General features: G+C 61.2%; 19 protein-coding genes. 5 read left to right on the top strand and 14 right to left on the bottom strand.

Annotated features, from left to right (window positions below; genetic code table 11):
• Positions 1-11: 11 nt before the first annotated feature.
• Both AB4Y32_RS35060 and AB4Y32_RS35055 read left to right on the top strand, forming a co-directional pair.
• Positions 12-698: a GntR family transcriptional regulator gene (locus tag AB4Y32_RS35060; protein ID WP_368725686.1), complete on the top strand. Its 687-nt coding sequence runs from the start codon at positions 12-14 to the stop codon at positions 696-698.
• A 187-nt stretch (positions 699-885) separates the two neighbouring features.
• Positions 886-2,265: an MFS transporter gene (locus tag AB4Y32_RS35055; RefSeq protein WP_368725685.1), complete on the top strand. Its 1,380-nt coding sequence runs from the start codon at positions 886-888 to the stop codon at positions 2,263-2,265.
• A gap of 90 nt (positions 2,266-2,355) precedes the next feature.
• Here the strand turns inward: AB4Y32_RS35055 and AB4Y32_RS35050 are convergent, their stop codons facing one another.
• The 10 genes from AB4Y32_RS35050 to AB4Y32_RS35005 form a co-directional block, all read right to left on the bottom strand.
• The gene (locus tag AB4Y32_RS35050; protein ID WP_368725684.1) at positions 2,356-4,512 is read right to left on the bottom strand and encodes a glycoside hydrolase family 28 protein; all 2,157 of its coding nucleotides are present in this window, start codon (positions 4,510-4,512) and stop codon (positions 2,356-2,358) included.
• Positions 4,513-4,754: 242 nt separating this feature from the next.
• The gene (locus AB4Y32_RS35045; RefSeq protein WP_368725683.1) at positions 4,755-5,087 is read right to left on the bottom strand and encodes a non-heme iron oxygenase ferredoxin subunit; all 333 of its coding nucleotides are present in this window, start codon (positions 5,085-5,087) and stop codon (positions 4,755-4,757) included.
• Between the two features lies 1 nt (position 5,088).
• Complete coding sequence (locus AB4Y32_RS35040; protein ID WP_368725682.1) at positions 5,089-5,445, bottom strand: SUF system Fe-S cluster assembly protein; 357 nt, start codon at positions 5,443-5,445, stop codon at positions 5,089-5,091.
• Between the two features lie 19 nt (positions 5,446-5,464).
• Positions 5,465-5,920 (bottom strand): Fe-S cluster assembly sulfur transfer protein SufU, encoded by a 456-nt coding sequence (gene sufU / locus AB4Y32_RS35035; RefSeq protein ID WP_368725681.1) that lies wholly within the window; start codon positions 5,918-5,920, stop codon positions 5,465-5,467.
• Positions 5,917-7,170, bottom strand: coding sequence for a SufS family cysteine desulfurase (locus tag AB4Y32_RS35030; RefSeq protein WP_368725680.1), 1,254 nt, complete (start codon positions 7,168-7,170; stop codon positions 5,917-5,919). Before AB4Y32_RS35030 ends, sufU begins: the two co-directional genes overlap by 4 nt.
• Complete coding sequence (gene sufD, locus AB4Y32_RS35025) at positions 7,167-8,492, bottom strand: Fe-S cluster assembly protein SufD (protein WP_368725679.1); 1,326 nt, start codon at positions 8,490-8,492, stop codon at positions 7,167-7,169. The genes AB4Y32_RS35030 and sufD overlap by 4 nt, the downstream gene beginning before the upstream one ends.
• Positions 8,493-8,534: 42 nt before the next feature.
• Positions 8,535-9,317 carry a Fe-S cluster assembly ATPase SufC gene (gene sufC, locus AB4Y32_RS35020; protein WP_368725678.1) on the bottom strand — a complete coding sequence of 261 codons (783 nt, stop codon included), beginning with the start codon at positions 9,315-9,317 and terminating at the stop codon, positions 8,535-8,537.
• Positions 9,318-9,330: 13 nt separating this feature from the next.
• On the bottom strand, positions 9,331-10,779 hold the full coding sequence (gene sufB / locus AB4Y32_RS35015) for a Fe-S cluster assembly protein SufB (RefSeq protein ID WP_368725677.1): 1,449 nt from the start codon (positions 10,777-10,779) through the stop codon (positions 9,331-9,333).
• Positions 10,776-11,321: an SUF system Fe-S cluster assembly regulator gene (locus AB4Y32_RS35010; RefSeq protein WP_368725676.1), complete on the bottom strand. Its 546-nt coding sequence runs from the start codon at positions 11,319-11,321 to the stop codon at positions 10,776-10,778. Before AB4Y32_RS35010 ends, sufB begins: the two co-directional genes overlap by 4 nt.
• Positions 11,322-11,604: 283 nt before the next feature.
• A complete protein-coding gene (locus tag AB4Y32_RS35005) occupies positions 11,605-12,123 on the bottom strand; it encodes a DUF2244 domain-containing protein (protein WP_368725675.1) in 519 nt (172 codons plus the stop codon).
• Between the two features lie 199 nt (positions 12,124-12,322).
• On the opposite strand from AB4Y32_RS35005, the gene ctaD reads away from it, so the two are divergent.
• Both ctaD and AB4Y32_RS34995 read left to right on the top strand, forming a co-directional pair.
• Positions 12,323-13,915: a cytochrome c oxidase subunit I gene (gene ctaD, locus AB4Y32_RS35000; protein ID WP_368725674.1), complete on the top strand. Its 1,593-nt coding sequence runs from the start codon at positions 12,323-12,325 to the stop codon at positions 13,913-13,915.
• A 319-nt stretch (positions 13,916-14,234) separates the two neighbouring features.
• Positions 14,235-15,614 carry a nicotinate phosphoribosyltransferase gene (locus AB4Y32_RS34995; protein ID WP_368725673.1) on the top strand — a complete coding sequence of 460 codons (1,380 nt, stop codon included), beginning with the start codon at positions 14,235-14,237 and terminating at the stop codon, positions 15,612-15,614.
• A 125-nt stretch (positions 15,615-15,739) separates the two neighbouring features.
• On the opposite strand, the gene AB4Y32_RS34990 is transcribed toward AB4Y32_RS34995, so the two are convergent.
• The 4 genes from AB4Y32_RS34990 to AB4Y32_RS34975 all read right to left on the bottom strand — a co-directional run bounded on the left by AB4Y32_RS34990 (position 15,740) and on the right by AB4Y32_RS34975 (position 18,039).
• Positions 15,740-15,940: a hypothetical protein gene (locus AB4Y32_RS34990; RefSeq protein WP_368725672.1), complete on the bottom strand. Its 201-nt coding sequence runs from the start codon at positions 15,938-15,940 to the stop codon at positions 15,740-15,742.
• Positions 15,941-15,992: 52 nt separating this feature from the next.
• Complete coding sequence (locus AB4Y32_RS34985; protein ID WP_368725671.1) at positions 15,993-16,265, bottom strand: hypothetical protein; 273 nt, start codon at positions 16,263-16,265, stop codon at positions 15,993-15,995.
• Between the two features lie 572 nt (positions 16,266-16,837).
• Positions 16,838-17,290, bottom strand: a complete 453-nt coding sequence (locus AB4Y32_RS34980; RefSeq protein WP_368725723.1) for a PA2169 family four-helix-bundle protein — start codon at positions 17,288-17,290, stop codon at positions 16,838-16,840.
• Between the two features lie 119 nt (positions 17,291-17,409).
• Complete coding sequence (locus AB4Y32_RS34975; RefSeq protein ID WP_368725670.1) at positions 17,410-18,039, bottom strand: CGNR zinc finger domain-containing protein; 630 nt, start codon at positions 18,037-18,039, stop codon at positions 17,410-17,412.
• A 188-nt stretch (positions 18,040-18,227) separates the two neighbouring features.
• Between AB4Y32_RS34975 and AB4Y32_RS34970 the strand changes: the two genes are divergently transcribed.
• A complete protein-coding gene (locus AB4Y32_RS34970; protein ID WP_368725669.1) occupies positions 18,228-19,082 on the top strand; it encodes an alpha/beta fold hydrolase in 855 nt (284 codons plus the stop codon).
• Positions 19,083-19,276 lie beyond the last annotated feature (194 nt).

The raw sequence follows: 19,276 nt of genomic DNA, 5'->3' as shown, positions 1-19,276 counted from the left end.
GCGAGACTTAATTGCCAAAGAACAGCAATAGCAAAGGAAGCAGTTCCCGTGAGCGCTTCGAGCGGATCTACAGCGCGATCCGCGAAAAAATCTGCCTGCTCGAATATCAGCCGGGCGCGCTTTTATTCGAGGATGAACTCGCGCAGCAGTTCGGCGTCAGCCGCACGCCCATGCGTCGGGTGCTGAGCCGTCTCGAAGCCGAAGGACTGGTCGAGAGCCAGCACGGGGTGGGCACGTTCGTCACCGACTTCGACGACGATACGCTGAAAGAGGTCTATCAGTTCAGACTCGAACTCGCGTCGTTGATGGGGCGGCTCGCGCCCATCGCACGCAGTGAGGAAGATCTCGAGCGGATGAGAGCGTTGGCCGCGCGCGGAAAGCGCCTCGCTGCCGCGCCCACGATGAGCGAGTTCGCGAGGCTCAACCTCGATTACTCGCTCGAGCTGACGTCGATGATCGGAAACCGTCCTTTGAAGGAAACCGCTCAGCGGCTGTTCTTTCTCGCGATACGAATCTGGATAAAGACGCTAGAAGCGGACCGGCTGAAGAACGAGGCCCACATATTTCGCCAGGAAATCGAAGATGTGCTGAAGGCGATGGAAATCGGTGACCTCGAATCGGTTGGGTATCTGCATCGGACTCATCTTTCGATGAGCTTCGCGCGGCTGCGTCACTACCTCGAATCGAAGCAGGCGTAACTTCTGCGGGGGCCGCGGCGTTCGTGCGGATCTTTTACCGAAGCATAAAGAGCGGGGACATCCCTGCGTTTCTTTTCTCTGCCGACCTGGTGAAATCCCGATGCGAACATCGTCCTATGACATCGGCGTATGTATCGGTCGACGGTACTTTAGGAACCCGACGAATCTAACCTTATTGAGGAAACCAATGAGTTACGCAGAATCGTGGTCCCCCGCTCGCATCGCGCCATCCGTCGACGACGAGGCTCTCCACGGCGAAAGCCGCGTCATCTCCTCGCACCAGTTGACGCGGGCCATTACGGCCGCCGCGCTCGGCAACGCAACCGAGTGGTTCGACTACGGTATCTATGCGTATGGGCTCGCCTATATCTCAGCGGCTTTGTTTCCGGGCAACGCGGCAAGCGCGACGCTGTTCGCGCTCGGCACCTTTGCCGTTTCGTTCCTGATCCGCCCGCTCGGCGGCCTGTTCTGGGGACCGCTCGGCGACAGGCTCGGACGCAAGCGCGTACTTGCGCTGACCGTGCTGCTGATGTCGGGCGCAACGCTACTGGTCGGCGTGCTGCCCACCTACGCTTCCGTAGGATGGCTGGCGCCTGCCGCGCTCATCGCACTCCGGATGATCCAGGGCTTCTCCACGGGCGGCGAATACGGCGGCGCGGCGACGTTCATGGCGGAGTACGCGCCCGACAACCGCCGTGGCTTCTGCGGCAGCTTCCTCGAATTCGCGACATTGTCGGGCTTCTCGCTCGGCGCGCTGCTGATGCTCGGCTTTTCGATGCTGCTCGGCGACAACGCGATGCACGCATGGGGCTGGCGCCTGCCCTTTCTCGTCGCGGCGCCGCTGGGCCTTATCGGTTGTTATCTGCGTTCGCGTCTCGAAGAAACGCCCGTGTTCAAGGAAGCAGCGCAAGAGATCGAGGTGAAGCATCAGCCTGCCGTCTCGCTGAAAGAACTCTTTCGACACTACGGCAAGCAATTGATCCTGCTGGGCGGCCTCGCCGCCGCGCTCAATGTCGTCAACTACGTGCTGCTTGCGTACATGCCGACCTACATGCACCAGCAGATGCATGTGAGCGAAACCATGTCGCTGCTGATTCCGCTGATCGGCATGCTCTCGATGATGGTGTTCCTGCCGCTCGCGGGCTGGATGTCGGATCGCTGGGGCCGCAAGACGATGTGGTGGTTCTCGCTTGTCGGGCTGTGCGTCGCGGCTGTGCCGATGTTTTCGCTGATGACGCACGGCCTCGTTGGCGCGCTGATCGGGTTCACGGTTTTGGGCCTGCTGTACGTGCCGCAGCTCGCCACGATTTCCGCCATGTTCCCCGCGATGTTCCCGACGCATGTTCGCTACGCCGGCATGGCGATCGCGTACAACATTTCGGCGACGCTCTTTGGCGGAACAGCGCCGATCATCAGCGACTGGCTCGTGGAAAAGACGGGCGGTGCACTCTTCCCCGCGTACTACATGATGGGCGCATGCGTGGCGGGAGCGATTGCGCTGTACTTCGTCATCGAGACAAAGGGATGTTCGCTGCGAGGGCCTGGATTGCCTGGCAAATCGAGCTGATTGCCGGGTCGCATACGGCTTCGGGACTTTGACGAATGCTCGCAGCTGCCAATGCCAGGCAAATGAAGATCGAAGTCGCACCGTATGCCTTTACGGATTCAAACCCGGATGCACCGTCGACGGCAGACGATACGACGCATTGGGAATCGCATAGGCGTACGGATGCGCGGCGCTCGGCACGGTCGGATAGCCATACAAGCGGTCCGGCGGTGTGCCCGGCGCGGGGCGCAGAATGGTGACAGCCTGCTTCGCTGTCCCCGGCGGCGTGAACACATTGCGCACCGTCGTCATGCGATACGGGAAGTTCGGGACAAACTCGCTCTGCGCTTCGCGCTTTCTCGCATTGGAGACCATGACGAACTCTGGCGTTCCCAGTTTTGCCATTGCCGCGAATCCGATAAAGCTACTGTGATGGACGTCATCCAGTACGACAGGTGGCCGTTCGTCTTCGACGCCATAAGAGAGTTTGACGTTGCGCATCTCCAAGCCGTGCACGTGACGAGCGTAAAGGCCATAGGCGGGAAGAATGCCGAACATGCTGGGCTCTGGATATTCACGGGGCGCCTCGGGGATGTTGTACGGATCGTCCACCCAGGCGCCATTCCCGTCGTTCGCCTTGGGGTCCCAACTGATTCGCGGCAGCAACGCTTCATTGTGATCCGCTGACGAGCCGTTCACCATCCAGATGACCGAGCCGGTGTCGGGCTCGGCCTGGTAGGCGGTGTATTCGCGCGGCTGGCTGATTTGCCGCTGCTCGACGGCGTCCTGCATCTTCAGCCCGCCCCTGAATTCGACACTCAGGTTCCTGATGCTCAGGTTGCGGACGGGATGATCGACCAGACCAGCGATGATGATCGGATAGCGTGGGTCCGAATCGCTGATCTTGACGTTACTGATCTCGACGTTCTCCAAAGTTGCGAACGGCGCGCCGACCGCATTGGCATACAGAGGATCAAGAGGTCGAACCGATGCAGCGTTCAATCGCGTTGGAGCGGTCTGATTCACAACCGCGAAATTGCTTCCGCCTCCAACGGAAACAATCTGGTCGCGATTGTATGACGGGATGTAGCGAGCGGCTGGATAGGTTCCGTAAGAAGGTCTATTCGGCAGAACCCAATTGCGATCGTCGAGGCGCACCGTGTCGGCAGGCGCTAATGATTCATCGGCGCTGTCCCCGGTGACAGGACCACGGCCACGATCGCCGAGTACGATGAATATCGGCGCACCCGCAACATGCTTCATTGTCACGTCCGTGAATACGACGTTCTTCAGCGCTGCTCCATCGACCGACTCCAGCGCGAGACCTCTTGAACGATCGAATGTGACATGACGGACAGTCACCGTATCGAACCCGGTTGTACTTTCCGTGCCCAGCTTGATTCGACCCGTTGGCCCGTCACCCGGTCCCAACTGCTGGGCGCTGTGAACCCCATCCAGCACCGAGCCCGTGTCATAGCCGCTTACCGCGCAGTGTTCGATCAGCACGTTACTTGTCGGCGCATATCTGCCCAGCGCAAACGTGCCTTTGAGCACGATCGCGTCGTCATTGATGGTGTTGAACGTCGAATTTCTGATAGTGACGTCCTGCGATGCGTCGATGTCGATACCATCCCGATCGCTGTCGACAAGAATGCCGTCGATGGTCCAATTCCTGACGCCTGTTCCGAGAATGCCGAAATGACCGCCGTATTTGATCTTGAAGTCGCGGAAGATGACGTCCGTAGCGTTCTTCAGCGCGATAGCCTTGTTGGCGCCACCGGGTTTGCCCGCAGCGGTGCGCTCAGTCACTTCCGCAGAATCCGCGCTCGTCAGGACCTTCACGGTCTTGCCGCCTGGTCCGGGATAGCTGCCGTCGATCAGTCCCGGCCCGGAAATCATGATGTGCTTTACGTTGTCGCCGACAATCAGGCTGTTCGCCCAGTGACTGTGGCCTTCGTCCTGAAGCCCGACATAAGGATTCGGCTCGGGCGCGTCATAGAAGCCGCCATCCTCGCCTGCTCCCGTCCCCGGCACGGCCGCGCGCAAAACGGAACGCTCCGATGCGAAGTGCAACCCGACGTTGCTGGCCAGATGGACCGTGTAGGTCTTGAACACACCCGCGGGAATGACGACCGTCCCTCCGACGCGAGCGGCCGTCGCAATGGCGTTATTGATCGCAGTCTGATTGGCGAGCGCGGGGCCATTCGAAATCGCACCAAACTTCGTGATGTCGAAGAAGGGACCTTTTGCAGCGGGCGTGACCTGCACGCTGCTTCCAGTGGCCAGAGGTATGCGGCGGCCTGACCCGTTCCCATACGGCCCGGTGGCTTTGCCATTCGAAACGCCGCTACACAGGGCAGTGATGGCCAGCGTCGCGCAAATGGCGAAGCGAGCAGATCTCATCACAGGGCAATGCCCCTTTTGCACGAGCTTTCGCTTGCCGATCTGATCGGCGGGATCGCGCAATCACTGCAAGTTGATCACGCTCCCGCCAGCAATCCATGGCCGGCTCAGAAGCCACGCTCATCCCACCGTGCGTCGCGCACCTGCACGATGCCGGCCTCGACGCGCACAGGAAATACGGCCACGTCTTCATAGGCCGGCGGTGCGAGTACCCGGCCCGTCCTGATGCAAAAACGCGCGCCATGCCTCGGACACACGACCGCGTCGCCCTCAACCGCACCGCCCGTCAGAATGCCGCCGTCGTGCGTGCAGACATCCTCGATCGCGTAACAGGTGCCATCCAGGTTGAACACCGCCACCTGTGCGCCGTCCACGTCGACACTGCGCACCGAACCCGGCGGGAAATCGCTCATTGCCACGACGTCGACCCAGTCCGACATGTCAAAGCATCCCCAACTGCAAACGTGCCGTCTCGGACATCCGCTCTTTCGTCCACGGCGGTTCCCACACCAGTTCCACCCGTACGCTGTTCACGCCCGTCACGGAATAGACGGCGTCCTCGACCGTCGCGGGAAACGTCTGCGCGACGGGACAACCCGGCGCAGTCAGCGTCATGCGTATCGCCACGTCGCCTGCTTCGCCGTCCACGTTCAGGTCATACACCAGACCGAGATCATAGATGTTGACGGGAATCTCCGGGTCGAACACCGTACGCAACGCTTCGATCACGCGCAAGCGCAGATCGCCGTCGCCAGACTCCAGCGCGTCTGCTCGTTTGAACCACTCGAACCCAGTCATGTCCTTTCGCCTCGTTGCATCATTCCGTCGATATCGTGCCGTGCGCATCATGCAAAGCCGCGTGCAGCGTATGCCATGCGAGCGTCGCGCACTTTATGCGCGCCGGAAACTCGCGTACGCCCGAAAGCGCCACGAGCTTGCCGAGCGCTGCCTCGTTTTCAGCGGACGTGTCAGCCGGCGTCGTCACCATGTCGTGGAACGACCCGAAGAGCGCCTCGACTTCCTGCTCGCTGCGGCCCTTGAGCGACTCCGTCATCAGCGAAGCCGACGCGATCGCGATCGCGCAGCCTGTCCCCTCGAATGCCGCGTCCTTCACGACACCGTCTTCGATGCACAGATACAGCGTGATGCGATCTCCGCACAGCGGGTTGTACCCTTCCGCCCGGTGATTCGCATCGGCCAGCGCATGACAGTTTCTCGGCCGTCGGTAGTGGTCGAAAACGACTTCCTGATAGAGATCGCGCAAACTGTTCATTGCCCAAACACCTCATGCACATGCGCTATGCCGTCGATCAGCGCATCGACGTCGGCCCGCGTGTTGTATAGCGCGAACGAAGCGCGCACGGTTGCCGGTACGCCATAGCGTTGCATGACGGGCATCGCGCAATGATGGCCCGCGCGCACCGCGACGCCCTGATGATCGAGGATCGTGCCGACGTCGTGCGCGTGTATCTGGTCAAGCACGAACGACACAATGGCCGCCTTTTCGTGCGCGGTGCCGATCAGCCGCAGATGCGGGACAGCGCTCATTGCATCCGTCGCATACGCGAGCAGATCGGCCTCGTGTGCGCTGATCGCATCCGCGCCGATTGCGCTCACGTAGTCGAGCGCCACCGCGAGTGCGATCGCACCGCAGATGTTCGGCGTGCCCGCCTCGAATTTCCATGGAATGGCGTTGTAATCGGTCTTCTCGAACGTCACCGAGCGAATCATGTCGCCACCGCCTTGCCACGGCGGCATCGCTTCCAGCTTGTCCGCGTGCGCGTATAGCGCGCCGATTCCCGTCGGCCCATACACCTTGTGCCCTGAGAACGCGTAGAAATCGCAATCGAGCGCCCGCACGTCGACGGGCAGGTGTGCGATCGCTTGCGCACCGTCGACCAGCACCGGCACGCCGTGCGCATGTGCAATTTCGATCAACCGCGCAACGGGGTTGATGGTGCCTAGCGCATTCGACACATGCGCGATCGACACCATGCGCGTGCGTTCGCCAAGCATCCGCGCGTAGGCATCGACATCGAGCGCGCCGCTGTCGTCGATCGGCACGACCTTCAGCACCGCGCCCGTCTGCTCGCACAGCAGTTGCCACGGCACGATGTTCGAGTGATGCTCCATCGCGCTGATGAGGATCTCGTCACCCGGCTTTGCCAGCGGACGCAGGTAGCTTTGCGCGACGAGGTTGATCGCCTCCGTCGTACCGCGGACGTACACGATTTCCTCTGCTCTCGCCGCATTGACGAAGCGGGCAATCCGCGCACGCGCGGCTTCGTAGGCGTCGGTGGCGCACTGCGACAGGTGATGCACGCCGCGATGCACGTTGGCGTTCATGTGCTCGTAATAGGCGCGTTCCGCATCGATCACGACCGAAGGCTTCTGCGTTGTCGCCCCATTGTCGAGATAGACCAGCGGCGCGCCGCGCACACGTTCGCGCAGAATCGGAAAGTCGCTTCGCCAGCGCGCAACCGTATCTGAGTCCGGGACGCACACGGGTTCGAACGGCTTCATATCAGCTCCCGCATCTGCTCGCCTTCCGGCACACGCGCCAGCAGCAGTTTCTTCAGTCTGCTGCGCACTGCGCCGATATTCACCCGCTCAACGCTATCGCGCGCAAACCCCCATACGAGCAACGCCCGCGCAATGCGTTCGTCGATGCCGCGTGAGCGCAGATAGAACAGCTGATTCTCGTCGAGCTGACCGACGGTTGCGCCATGCGTGCATTTCACGTCGTCGGCGTGAATCTCCAGTTGCGGCTTCGTGTCGATTTGCGCGTCGCGCGATAGCAGGAGGTTATAGTTCGCCTGATGCGTGTCGGTCCGCTGCGCGTCCTTGCGCACGATTACGTTCCCGTTGAATACGCCATGCGATGCGCCATCGAGCACCCCACGATAATATTCGCGGCTCGTGCCATCCGGCTTCTCGTGATCGATGCGCGTGTGATGATCGACATGCTGCCGCGCGCCCACGAAATACAGCCCATTCAGTTCGGCGTAGGCATCGACAGCCCGGAGCGCCGTGTCGATCTCCGTGCGTGACAGCGCGCCACCAAGCGCGAACGAATGCGACGTAAAGCGGCTCGCACGCTGCTGCGCGACGTCGACGCGCGCGATGTGAAAGGCGCTGCGCGCTTCGTGCTGGACGCGGCAATGCTGGACGTTCGCCTCCTCGCCGGCCACTATCTTCGTTACCGTGTTGAGGAGATACGCATCGTCTGCGATGCCTACGAACTGCTCGACGACCGAGCAGCGCGAGCGCGCGTCCGCCAGTATCGCGTTGAACGGATGCATCGCAAGGCCGGCTTCGTCGGTCAGGAAAAGCATGACGAGCGGCGTCTCGATCGTACAATCCGGTGGCAGCAGGAGCACATATCCGTCGCTCAGCAACGCGGTATTCAAAGCTGCAAAGCCATCATGCGGTGACTGCTGCTCGATGACTTCCCGAAGCCGCTCCGGCACCTCGCGGATCGCGCGTGTCAGACTGCCGACGAATGCACCCTCCGGCAACGCCGGCATGCGCGACAGTCTCGGCATATGGCGGCCGTTGACGAACACGAGCCGGCCTACCTCCTTGTCGGGCACGAGATCGTCGACGATGCCGGCAACATCCAGGTGATCACTGTGAGGCGAAGCGAAATGCCACGGCCGCTTCGCGATGGTAGCCACATTCGTGTACTTCCAGTCTTCGAGTTGCGTCGTGGGAAAGCCAAGCCCCTCGAACTGCTCGAACGCATGGCGCCGTGCGCTGCGCAACCAGCGGAGTTCCGCGCCCGGCAGCGTCCTCGACAGGGTCTCGAATGCTTGGCGGAGGTACTCGAGCGTCGTCTCACTCATTTGACGTCTGCTCCTCGCGATATCACGTTTGACCGCCTCGCGTCAGTGCGCGTCAGGCGGTCCGGAATGCGGCTCGGCCGGTGCATCCGCATCGAGCCAGCCGTAACCCTTGCGTTCCAGTTCAAGTGCCAGCTCGCGCGTCCCGGATCTGGCAATGCGCCCATGCGAAAGCACGTGCACATAATCGGGCACGACGTACTCGAGCAGACGCTGATAATGCGTCACCAGCACGATTGCGCGGTCCGCGCTGCGCATCTGGTTGACGCCCCGCGCCACCACCTGCAACGCGTCGATATCGAGGCCCGAATCGGTCTCGTCGAGAATCGCGAGGCGCGGCTCCAGTACCGCCATCTGCAGGATCTCGTTGCGCTTCTTCTCACCCCCCGAAAATCCTTCGTTGACCGCGCGATACAGCAGGCTCTCGTCCATCTGCATGAGCGACATCTTCTCCTTGACCGCTTGCAGGAATTCCATAGCGTCCATTTCGGACTCGCCGCGGTGCTTGCGCTGTTCATTCAACGCTGCCTTCAGCAGGTACACGTTGCTCACGCCCGGTATTTCGACCGGGTACTGAAACGCGAGGAAAAGCCCTGCCCGTGCGCGATCTTCTGGCGCAAGCGCGAGCAGGTCCTGGCCCGCGTACTGCACGCTGCCGCCCGTCACGCAGTAATGCGCATGGCCCGCCAGCACGTGCGCAAGCGTGCTCTTGCCCGAACCGTTCGGGCCCATGATCGCGTGCACCTCGCCCGCCCTCACGCGCAGATCCACTCCGCGCAAAATTGGCTTGCCTTCTACTTCAACGCTCAGATTGCTGATTTCAAGCATGATCGTTGCCCCGTCAGCCGATACTGCCTTCCAGACTCACGCCAAGCAGCTTTTGTGCTTCCACCGCGAACTCCATCGGCAGTTCCTTGAATACTTCCTTGCAAAAGCCATTGACGATCATCGACACCGCATCCTCCTCCGACAGGCCGCGCTGTCGGCAGTAGAAGAGCTGGTCTTCGCCGATGCGCGACGTCGAAGCCTCGTGTTCGACCTTCGCAGTCGGGTTCTTCACCTCGATATACGGAAACGTGAGCGCACTGCATCGATCGCCAAGCAGCAGCGAATCGCACTGCGTGTAATTGCGCGCGTCCTCCGCCGAACGGGCGACTTTCACGAGCCCGCGATAGGCGTTACTGCCGTGGCCCGCGGAAATGCCCTTCGACAAAATCGTGCTGCGCGTGTTGCGGCCCAGATGAGTCATCTTCGTTCCCGTGTCGGCCTGCTGATAGTTGTTGGTGAGCGCCACCGAATAGAATTCGCCGACCGCGTTGTCGCCTTGCAAAATGACGCTCGGGTATTTCCACGTAATCGCTGAGCCCGTTTCGACTTGCGTCCACGAAATCTTTGAGTCCGCTTCGCGGCAGTCGCCGCGCTTGGTCACGAAGTTGTAGATCCCACCACGCCCGTGCGCATCGCCCGGATACCAGTTCTGCACCGTCGAATAGCGGATCTGCGCACCCTCCAGCGCGACCAGCTCCACCACGGCCGCGTGCAGCTGGTTTTCGTCGCGCATCGGCGCCGTACACCCTTCCAGGTAACTGACGTATGCCCCTTTGTCCGCGATGATCAGCGTCCGCTCGAACTGCCCCGTGTTCTGCGCGTTGATGCGGAAATACGTCGAGAGTTCGACCGGGCAATGCACGCCCGGCGGGATGTAGCAAAACGATCCGTCACTGAACACGGCGGAGTTCAGCGCGGCGAAGAAGTTATCGGTGTGCGGCACCACCGAGCCGAGATATTGCTGCACGAGTTCAGGATGTGTCTGCACCGCCTCCGAGAACGAACAGAACACGATGCCGAGCGCGCCGAGCTTCTCGCGAAATGTCGTGGCGACCGACACGCTGTCGAACACGGCATCCACCGCGACACCCGCGAGAATCTCGCGTTCCTTCAGCGGCACACCCAGTTTCTCGTAGGTGCGAAGCAACTCCGGATCGACCTCATCCAGGCTCTTCGGGCGATCCTTCGGTGCAACGGGCGCCGAATAATAAGCAATGTCCTGATAATTGATCGGCGGGTGCTCGACGGTGGCCCAGTGCGGTTCGCTCATCGTCAGCCAGTGCCGATAGGCCGCGAGCCGCCATTCGAGCATGAAATCGGGCTCGTTCTTCTTTTCTGAAATCAGCCGGATGACGTCCTCGGACACGCCGCGTGGCAATGTATCGGACAGCACATCCGTCACGAACCCATGCTTGTATTCGCGCCGGATCAGATCATCGATTCTGGACGTGGTCGAACTCATGCATGCCCTCCTTCATCGTTGCTGGGGCCGGATGACGGTCCGGTGCGACGAGACTGAAACCGCTGGCGCGCATCGATTCCCGTCTGCCCTGGCGGCAACAGGCTGCGCGCGCGAATCGCGCTGATATCGACTTCGCTGAGCGCCGGACCCGCCATATCGGCGAGCGACACCTGGCGCAGCGCTTCGAGTATCAGCCGGTTGACCTTCTGCCAGTTGGCGCGTGCGCCGCATACCGCCTCCTGCGTGCATAGCCCCGGCAATGCGCTGCACTCGGTCATGCCGAACGGACCGTCGACGACGGCGATCACATCGGACAGCGTGATTCGCTGCGGTGGCAGCGCGAGCTGATAGCCCCCGCTGACGCCTCGCATCGACAGAAGCACACCACCGCGCACGAGCATCTTCATCACTTTCGACACGGTCGGGGCCGGGATGCGCGTGGCCTCGGCGAGGCTGCCGGCACTTTTCACGGCGTCCGGGTCGCGTGCCATCGTGATCATGATCACGGTGGCATAGTCGGCTAGCTTGCTCATGCGCAGCATGGCTGTCCCTCCCGGGATTCGCCGCGTCGAATTCGTGCGTCGAATCCGTACATGACCGGTCCTGATTCATTAACAAGGCTAGCACCGTGTCGTCCTCGAAAGAAGAAAGACATCACTGCGCGTAGACGTTCCCGGAAGAATGCGGTTCTTGCCCAAGCGTCTGGTCTCAGCCACTTGGAACCGGGATGTCTACATTTCCGCTTCGTCATGTATGAGCAATCGCGGGCGGGACGTCATATGCGATACGCTGCACGAACGCGGCGACATGCGCTCGCGCCGACGACTACCCCTCAGACGCGCCCCTCGCAAGTTCGAGCCGCAACTGGGTCGCGAATTCCAGACGGGAAACCGCACTGATTTCCCGGCCTATCTCGATGCGCCGATTTCTCTCGCACAGATACACCGAGACATCGGTGCCATGGCCGCTATCCACGATCACGCGCAGCCATCCCGGGCGCATCCGGTACACGCGATGAGTCGCGCCATCATCCGCTTCGACCACGAGCGTCAGCGAATCGAGCGTCACCGTCTCGCCATCGGTGGCATGGCGCGCGTAGCAGACGAACGATGACACTATCGCTGCGGCGCAAAGCGCAGCGAACGGGAGCACCAGCCACAGGCGCAAAAAAATGCCGAAGAACAACGCGGTCGCGACCACCAGCCCGATCAGCACACCAATGGCGGCCACGGATTGCCGGGGCGAAAGCGCACAGTTGCGCCTCAAGCGCCATTGACATTCACCATGCCAGCCGTCGCCGGAGCCACCACCGGAGCCATGCGCGCTGCGCCAGTCTGTATACATCTGTCACCACACCTCTGCTTCCTTGCTGCGCACGCGCGGAATCACTCCGCGCGACGCGACCTGCAATCGCCAGCGCGCAATAACCATTCCAACGGAAACGGCAAGATGCGACGGCCTCACGCACGCACTTCACAGCATCGCCGCGAGGCACATCGCATGCACGTGCGAAGCATTGGTCCATCTCGCGGAGTGCGTGTCAATGAATCGCGCGACACCTGCTCATCCCACTCACGAACATGCCGGCCCGCCCGAGGGCGTGCTGCGCTGGCTCCTGACGACCAACCACAAGGACATCGGCACGTTGTACCTGACGTTCTCGTTTCTGATGTTCCTCATTGGCGGCGTATTCGCATTGCTCATACGTTCAGAGCTATTCGAACCCGGGCTGCAGATCATGCGACCCGAGTTTTTCAACCAGCTCACTGGGCTTCATGGTCTCGTCATGATTTTTGGCGCGATCATGCCGGCATTCGTGGGGTTCGCAAACTGGTTGCTGCCGCTGCAGATCAGCGCATCCGACATGGCGTTTGCGCGCCTCAACAACTTCAGCTTCTGGCTTCTGGTCGCGGGCGCGCTGCTGCTGGCCGGATCATTCCTCGCGCCGGGCGGCGCAATGGCGGCCGGCTGGACCATGTACGCGCCGCTGTCCGTCCAGCAGGGCCCGGCCATGGACCTGACCATTTTCGCCGTGCACATCATGGGCGCCTCGTCGATCATGGGCGCGATCAACATCATCGTGACGATCCTCAATCTGCGTGCGCCCGGCATGATCATCATGAAGCTGCCGCTGTTCGCGTGGATGTGGCTGATCACGGCCTATCTGCTGATCGCGGTGATGCCCGTGCTCGCGGGCGACGTCACGATGCTGCTGTTCGATCGCCATTTCGGGACATCGTTCTTCAACCCGGCGGGCGGCGGCGACCCGGTGATCTATATCCACATCTTCTGGTTCTTTGGCCACCCCGAGGTGTACATCATGATCCTGCCGGCGTTCGGGATCATCTCGCACGTCATTCCAGCTTTCTCGCGCAAGCCGCTGTTCGGCTACAGCTCGATGGTGTATGCGGGCGCGGCCATCGCGATCCTGTCGTTTCTCGTCTGGGCCCACCATATGTTCACCATCGGCATGTCCGTGACGGGACAGCTCTTTTTCATGTACGCGACCATGCTGATCGCGGTGCCCACGGGCGTGAAGGTGTTCAACTGGACGGCCACCATGTGGCGCGGCTCGATTACCTACGAAACGCCGATGCTGTTCGCCATCGGTTTCATTTTCGTATTCACGATGGGCGGCTTTACGGGTCTGATGCTGGCGATGGCTCCCCTCGACATCCAGTACCACGGCACGTATTTCATCGTGGCTCATTTCCACTACGTGCTGGTGGCGGGGTCGCTGTTCGCACTGTTCGCGGGCTGGTACTACTGGTCGCCGAAATGGACCGGGTGGATGTACAACGAAACGCGCGGCAAGATCCATTTCTGGCTCACGATGATTGCGTTCAACCTGACATTCTTTCCGATGCATTTCCTCGGGCTCGCCGGCATGCCGCGACGGTATGCCGACTATCCGGCGCAATTCACGGACTGGAATCAGGTTTCGACAATCGGCGCATTTATCTTCGGCCTGTCGCAGGTCTATTTTCTGTTCGCGGTCGCGTTGCCCGTGTATCGCGGAGGCGGTGACCTGAAGCGGGCAGACGCAAAACCGTGGGACGGTGCCGCCGGGCTTGAATGGAGCGTTCCTACGCCCGCGCTTTATCACACGTTCGAGACGCCGCCGGTGGTTCAGTAGGCGGGGCGACGGCGCCCCGGCAACATCCACGCAGGCAGAATGCCCCGTATCGGGCTCCAGCCGAGCGGCTCGCGCAGGCTGCCTTCCACGACGACGCGTGGTGGCCGTGCTGGCAATATTGGCTCATCGAGCACCCCGGCGAGGGGACCGCGCGTCCGCCGTTGGCCGCCGAGCCGATGCTGTGCGGCGCCTGGCACCCATGTACTCGAGCGTTAGCGACAAGCGCCGGCGAAGATCGGGGAACAATGGCGAACCGCCCGATCGTCACGAACCGAACGTGAGCGACAAGGACCCTTGCACGGAGCATCAGGAGGAACGTATGCCGATCAATGACACAGCCGGCGTGCCGTCCTGTGACGGTGCGCTGCTAACCGATCTGTACGAACTCACCATGCTGCAGGCTTATTTCGAGCGTGGCATGAACGGGCTTGCAGTGTTCGAACTGTTCGTCCGGACGCTACCGCCGCAGCGCAATTTTCTCGTCGCAGCGGGGCTGGAACAGGCCATTGAGTATCTGACCGCGCTGCGTCTGCGCGACGATGAACGCGACTGGCTGCATCGAAGCGGGCGATTTACGCCGGCATTCATCGAATCGCTTGCCGATCTGCACTTCAGTGGTGACGTCCTGGCCATGTCCGAAGGTACAGTCTGCTTCCCGAACGAGCCGTTGCTTCAGATTGCTGCGCCGCTGCGCGAGGCTCAGCTCGTGGAGAGCCGGTTGCTCAATCTGATTCATTACCAGACGCTCGTTGCCAGCAAGGCTGCCCGTTGTGTGCAGGCTGCGGCGAACAAGCCCGTGATCGATTTCGGCCTGCGGCGGGCGCATGGAGCAGAAGCGGCCTTGCTCTCGGCGCGCGCCAGCTATCTGGCAGGATTTGCCGGCACTGCAACGGTGCCGGCGAACGCCTGGTTCGGCATCCCGTTGTTCGGCACCATGGCGCATTCGTTCATTCAGGTGCATGACGATGAACTGGATGCGTTCGAGGCATTTGCCCGTGCCCAGGCAAACAACACCCTGCTGGTCGACACATACGACACGGAAGCCGCTGCGAGAAAGGTTGTCGCGCTTGCTCACCGGCTCAGGATCGATGGGATCGAAATCCGCGCGGTACGGATCGATAGTGGCGACCTTGGGGAACACGCGCGGCGCGTGCGTGCCATTCTCGACGCGGGCGGGCTGCGGCAGACGCAGATATTTGCAAGCGGAAACCTGGATGAATACCGGTTGGAAGCACTGCAACGGCAAGGCACACCCATCGATGGTTATGGCGTCGGCACGCATGTGGGCACATCAGCAGATGCACCGTACCTGGACTGCGTCTACAAGCTGCAGGAATATGCCGGTCGGGCACGTCGCAAACGCTCGGAGCACAAAGCCACGTGGCCGGGCCGAAAGCAGGTCTATCGATACGTCGATGGGAGCGGCCACCTGCTGCACGACGTGCTCACCCTCGCAACTGATCAACAGGATGGCATGGCGCTGCTCACACCCGTCATCACAGCGGGGCAGCGCATCCGGCCGCCGGTGCCGCTCGATCAGGCTCGCGTCTATTGCAAAACTCAGATTGAAGCGCTGCCTGCGGCGCTGCGCGCGATGAACGGCACAAGGCCATACGCCGTTACGATTGCCGAGCCGCTGCGCGCGCTGACACGTGAAGTGGACAGATCGACGACGCGCGCGACGACCCCGGATCGCTAACTGGCTGTGAAAAGGCAGCGAGCGGGACGTTCAAATCCACGCGAAACTACGCTGCGTACAGCATGGCGAAGGTCGCGAGGTATCCGTAATGATCAGCGCAAGCGCACTGATGGCTTGCCGCGATGTCAAGCCTTGATGGCCGCCAGGATTGCTCCGCATGGCACCAGCAGCTTGAGCTCGCCCCGGCGCAACTCCACCATTTCGCCCGATACATCGACCTCGTCACACTCGACCGTGCTCCAATCCGGCACAGTCTGGTGCTCGCGGAAGAGAGATGGATCAACGTCCCGCCAATGCGCGCCCGAGAGGGTCACCGTCCAGATCATCGCTACTTCCTTTCATCATTTCTTTCGTCATTCCATTCGCTCGTTCATTCGATCAAGGGCAGAACCATACGTCGAGCACCCAAGGCAGCGCAACAAGACGGCTTGCCATGGCGACCAGCGCATCGTCCGGAACCCACGTGAAAATTACGCTCATTTCTTCGTAGGTCGCGCCGCCTTTCGCCACTGCGCGACAGCGCTTCACGTGCGACGCGTACTCACCGATGACCTTCCAAAGCGTGATGACCTGCAACTGTCCGGGAGGACAACGAACGCCAAACGTGCGGGTAGTGGCGCGGACCAGGATGGGTTCTCGTGGCGATAGCACGTTAGCGCCTCCTGGCCGCTGTGGGACCTGGATCGGGTGTCGTGGCTGAACGCGGCATTATTTTGCGAAGCGGGCCGCGATTACGCTGACGATCCGGAATCGCGGCTCCGCTGGTCGTACGACGCCGCAAGCTACACGAAGATAAACAGCTTTGAGTGACGCGGCATGCGTGATCGACGATTTTCCTCAGTCCATTCGGCGTCGACGCATACCAGAGCGAAGCGGTAGTTTCCGCCTGGTGCTCCCTTGTCGCTTCGCGCGTTGTCATGTCCGCGCCCGTCCAAAGCTGTTTTAAACATTCACCACCAGGAAGGCCGGCGGTTCCTCAGGGTTCGAGTAACGGGTACGCTTGCCAGCAGCTGCCCATCTACCACGGACTGGGTAAATTCTGCCAATCGCCGGCAGTTTCTACCATTCGTGCGCAATCGAGGCGATTGACGTTTTCCTGGCCGTTCACGCAGCGTTTTCGTCGCATATCGTGTACCTCCGGATGCCTGCCACGACGCGCACGAGAAACACGAACCGTCCGACATCATACGAACGGGGATATCACCCTGCATGTGCAGGCGCGCTCAGAATTCGGCGGGCGCGTATTGATCGCGCAATGCGCGAATGCGATCGTGATCCTGCGCTACGGCCCGATAAAGCCGCTCGACTAAGACATTCACATCACCAGGCAGATCCTGCTCTAGTGCATCGTGAAACCGCTTCTCCGCGGCATCCTCTTCCTTTTCGCAATCGGCCAGGATCGCATGATCGGTGCGGCCGCCGACTGCGGACTTCAAACCGAGCCATCCGCGATGCAACGCACCCGCGACGCTGCCGTCACTTTTAGGCCTGCCGCCAAGCTCTAAAACGAGGTCCTGCAGTTCGCGCGCGTCGCGCGAGCAGAGCTCCGCACTTTCGAGCAATGCATCGTTCACGCTCGCTTGCTGTACCTCCTCCGCTGCTTTCATGAATCCGCGCTCGCCGTCTTTCGACGTTTCGATTAACTCGTTCAGCAGGGTAATGATATTGACCGTCATAGGTTCGCTCCCATCGAGGTAGACGCGTGAGACGCCACCACGCTTCAGCACGCGCCATGCCCGTTTTGGAGGAAGCCTTCCACACGGCGCCTCAGCGCGCAGGATTTAACCCGCGCGCCTTAACCCTTCGCTTCCTTCAATCGCGCCCGATGCGCCGCCACCTTCGCGCGATTGCCGCAGACCGCCATGCTGCACCAGCGACGCGCATGGCCGCGCGTGTGATCGGCGAAGAGCAGCGTGCATTTGGGTCCTTCGCACGCTTTCACGTGCGTGAAGTCCTCTTCGCTGACGAGCCTTGCGAGTGCTTCTGCGATCGGCATCAGTAACGACTCCGCCGATCGCCAGTTGCGCGTCATGCGAAACGTCAGGGCCGTCCCTTCGTCCGGCCCGTTCGCGACGATCTGGCCGTGCTGTTCGTCGCGCGCGAGCAACTGGTTGAGCGGCTCCAGTTCGCGCAAGTCCTTGACGGCGAGCGCGCGCCCTTTCCTCTTCTGCACGTATCCCCTGAACCACTCGCGCAGACTGCGCGCCTTTGCGGCGACCTCGTCGAGTTCAGCAGGCGTCGACTGCGCGCGCATCGCCGCCAGCACGTCGCCCGGAACCATGCCCGCCTGTTCGAGCCAGCCGAGCAGAGCCTCGCCGTCGCTGATCCAGTCGACAGGCTCATCGACGGGAGTCGCAACCGAGTTCAGGAAATCAAGGCCGGGCGCATCGGCCACGAACATCGCAGGTATGAGGCGGTAATCCATTTGCGTGTCAGTCGTGTGTGTTGGCGATGACATCATCGTAACCTCTAAAAATCTCCTTGACAAGTTACACCGCCATTTCGTAACCTGTAAAACATCAATTATGTGGTTACACGACGGTTACACCAAACGAGGCAAAAAAACCTCGGTCCGGAGTCGGTAGAAACCCCAACTTTTACGGAGAGAACGCCATGCCCACGATTTCCCATCGCCATGCAGACGTTGACGGCTTCAACGTGTTCTATCGGGAAGCAGGCCGCCCCGGCGCGCCGAAGTTGTTGCTGCTGCACGGCTTTCCGAGTTCGAGCCACATGTTTCGCGACCTGATTCCGCTACTCGCGGAGCGCTTCCATATCGTCGCGCCGGATCTGCCGGGGTTCGGCCAGTCGGACATGCCCGAGCGCAGCGCTTTCGCGTACACCTTCGACAACATCGCCGATGTGATCGACCGCTTCACCGAAGTGATCGGCTTCGACCGCTACGCGGTGTACGTCTTCGATTACGGCGCACCTACTGGCTTCCGTCTCGCGCTCAAGCACCCCGAGCGGATCACGGCGATCGTTTCGCAGAACGGCAACGCCTATGTCGAAGGCCTGAGCGACGGCTGGAATCCGATTCGCGCGTACTGGGAGGACCCGTCGCAAGCGAATCGCGACGCGCTGCGCGTGCTGCTCATCAAAGAGACGACCGTCTGGCAATACACGCATGGCGTGCCCGACACCGCGTCGATTTCGCCCGATGGCTACTCGCTCGACGACTACTACATGAGCCGTCCCGGCGCACATGAAGTCCAGTTGGACCTGTTCGGCGACTATCGAAGCAACGTCGCGCTGTATCCGGCGTTCCAGCAGTATTTCCGCACGCATCAGCCGCCGTTCCTCGCCGTGTGGGGCAAGAACGATCCGTTCTTCCAGCCCGCCGGCGCCGAAGCGTTCAAGCGCGACATGCCCGGCGCGCACGTGCGCTTCTTCGACACCGGCCACTTCGCGCTCGAAACGCATGCGGAAGAAATCGCCGCTGCCATTTCCGGATTTCTGATCCGCTGATTTGCTGATTTGCGGACGCATCGTCCGCTTCATCGCATTGCGTCGACCGACGCTGCATCTACCTTAGGGCAATGCTGATCAAGCCGAGTAAACGCGACTGATTGCGATGGCGCATGCGTAAACTTTCCGAATCACCAATGAAAATGGTCATTCCGGTTCATTTGGTCGCGCCGCAGGCGCTTTGCGCGGGCTTT

Origin of the sequence: Paraburkholderia phymatum, assembly GCF_040965635.1 — a bacterium.
Lineage (GTDB): Bacteria > Pseudomonadota > Gammaproteobacteria > Burkholderiales > Burkholderiaceae > Paraburkholderia > Paraburkholderia phymatum_B.
Note: the sequence above shows the minus strand (reverse complement) of the source record. Positions and strands in the feature narration are given on the sequence as shown.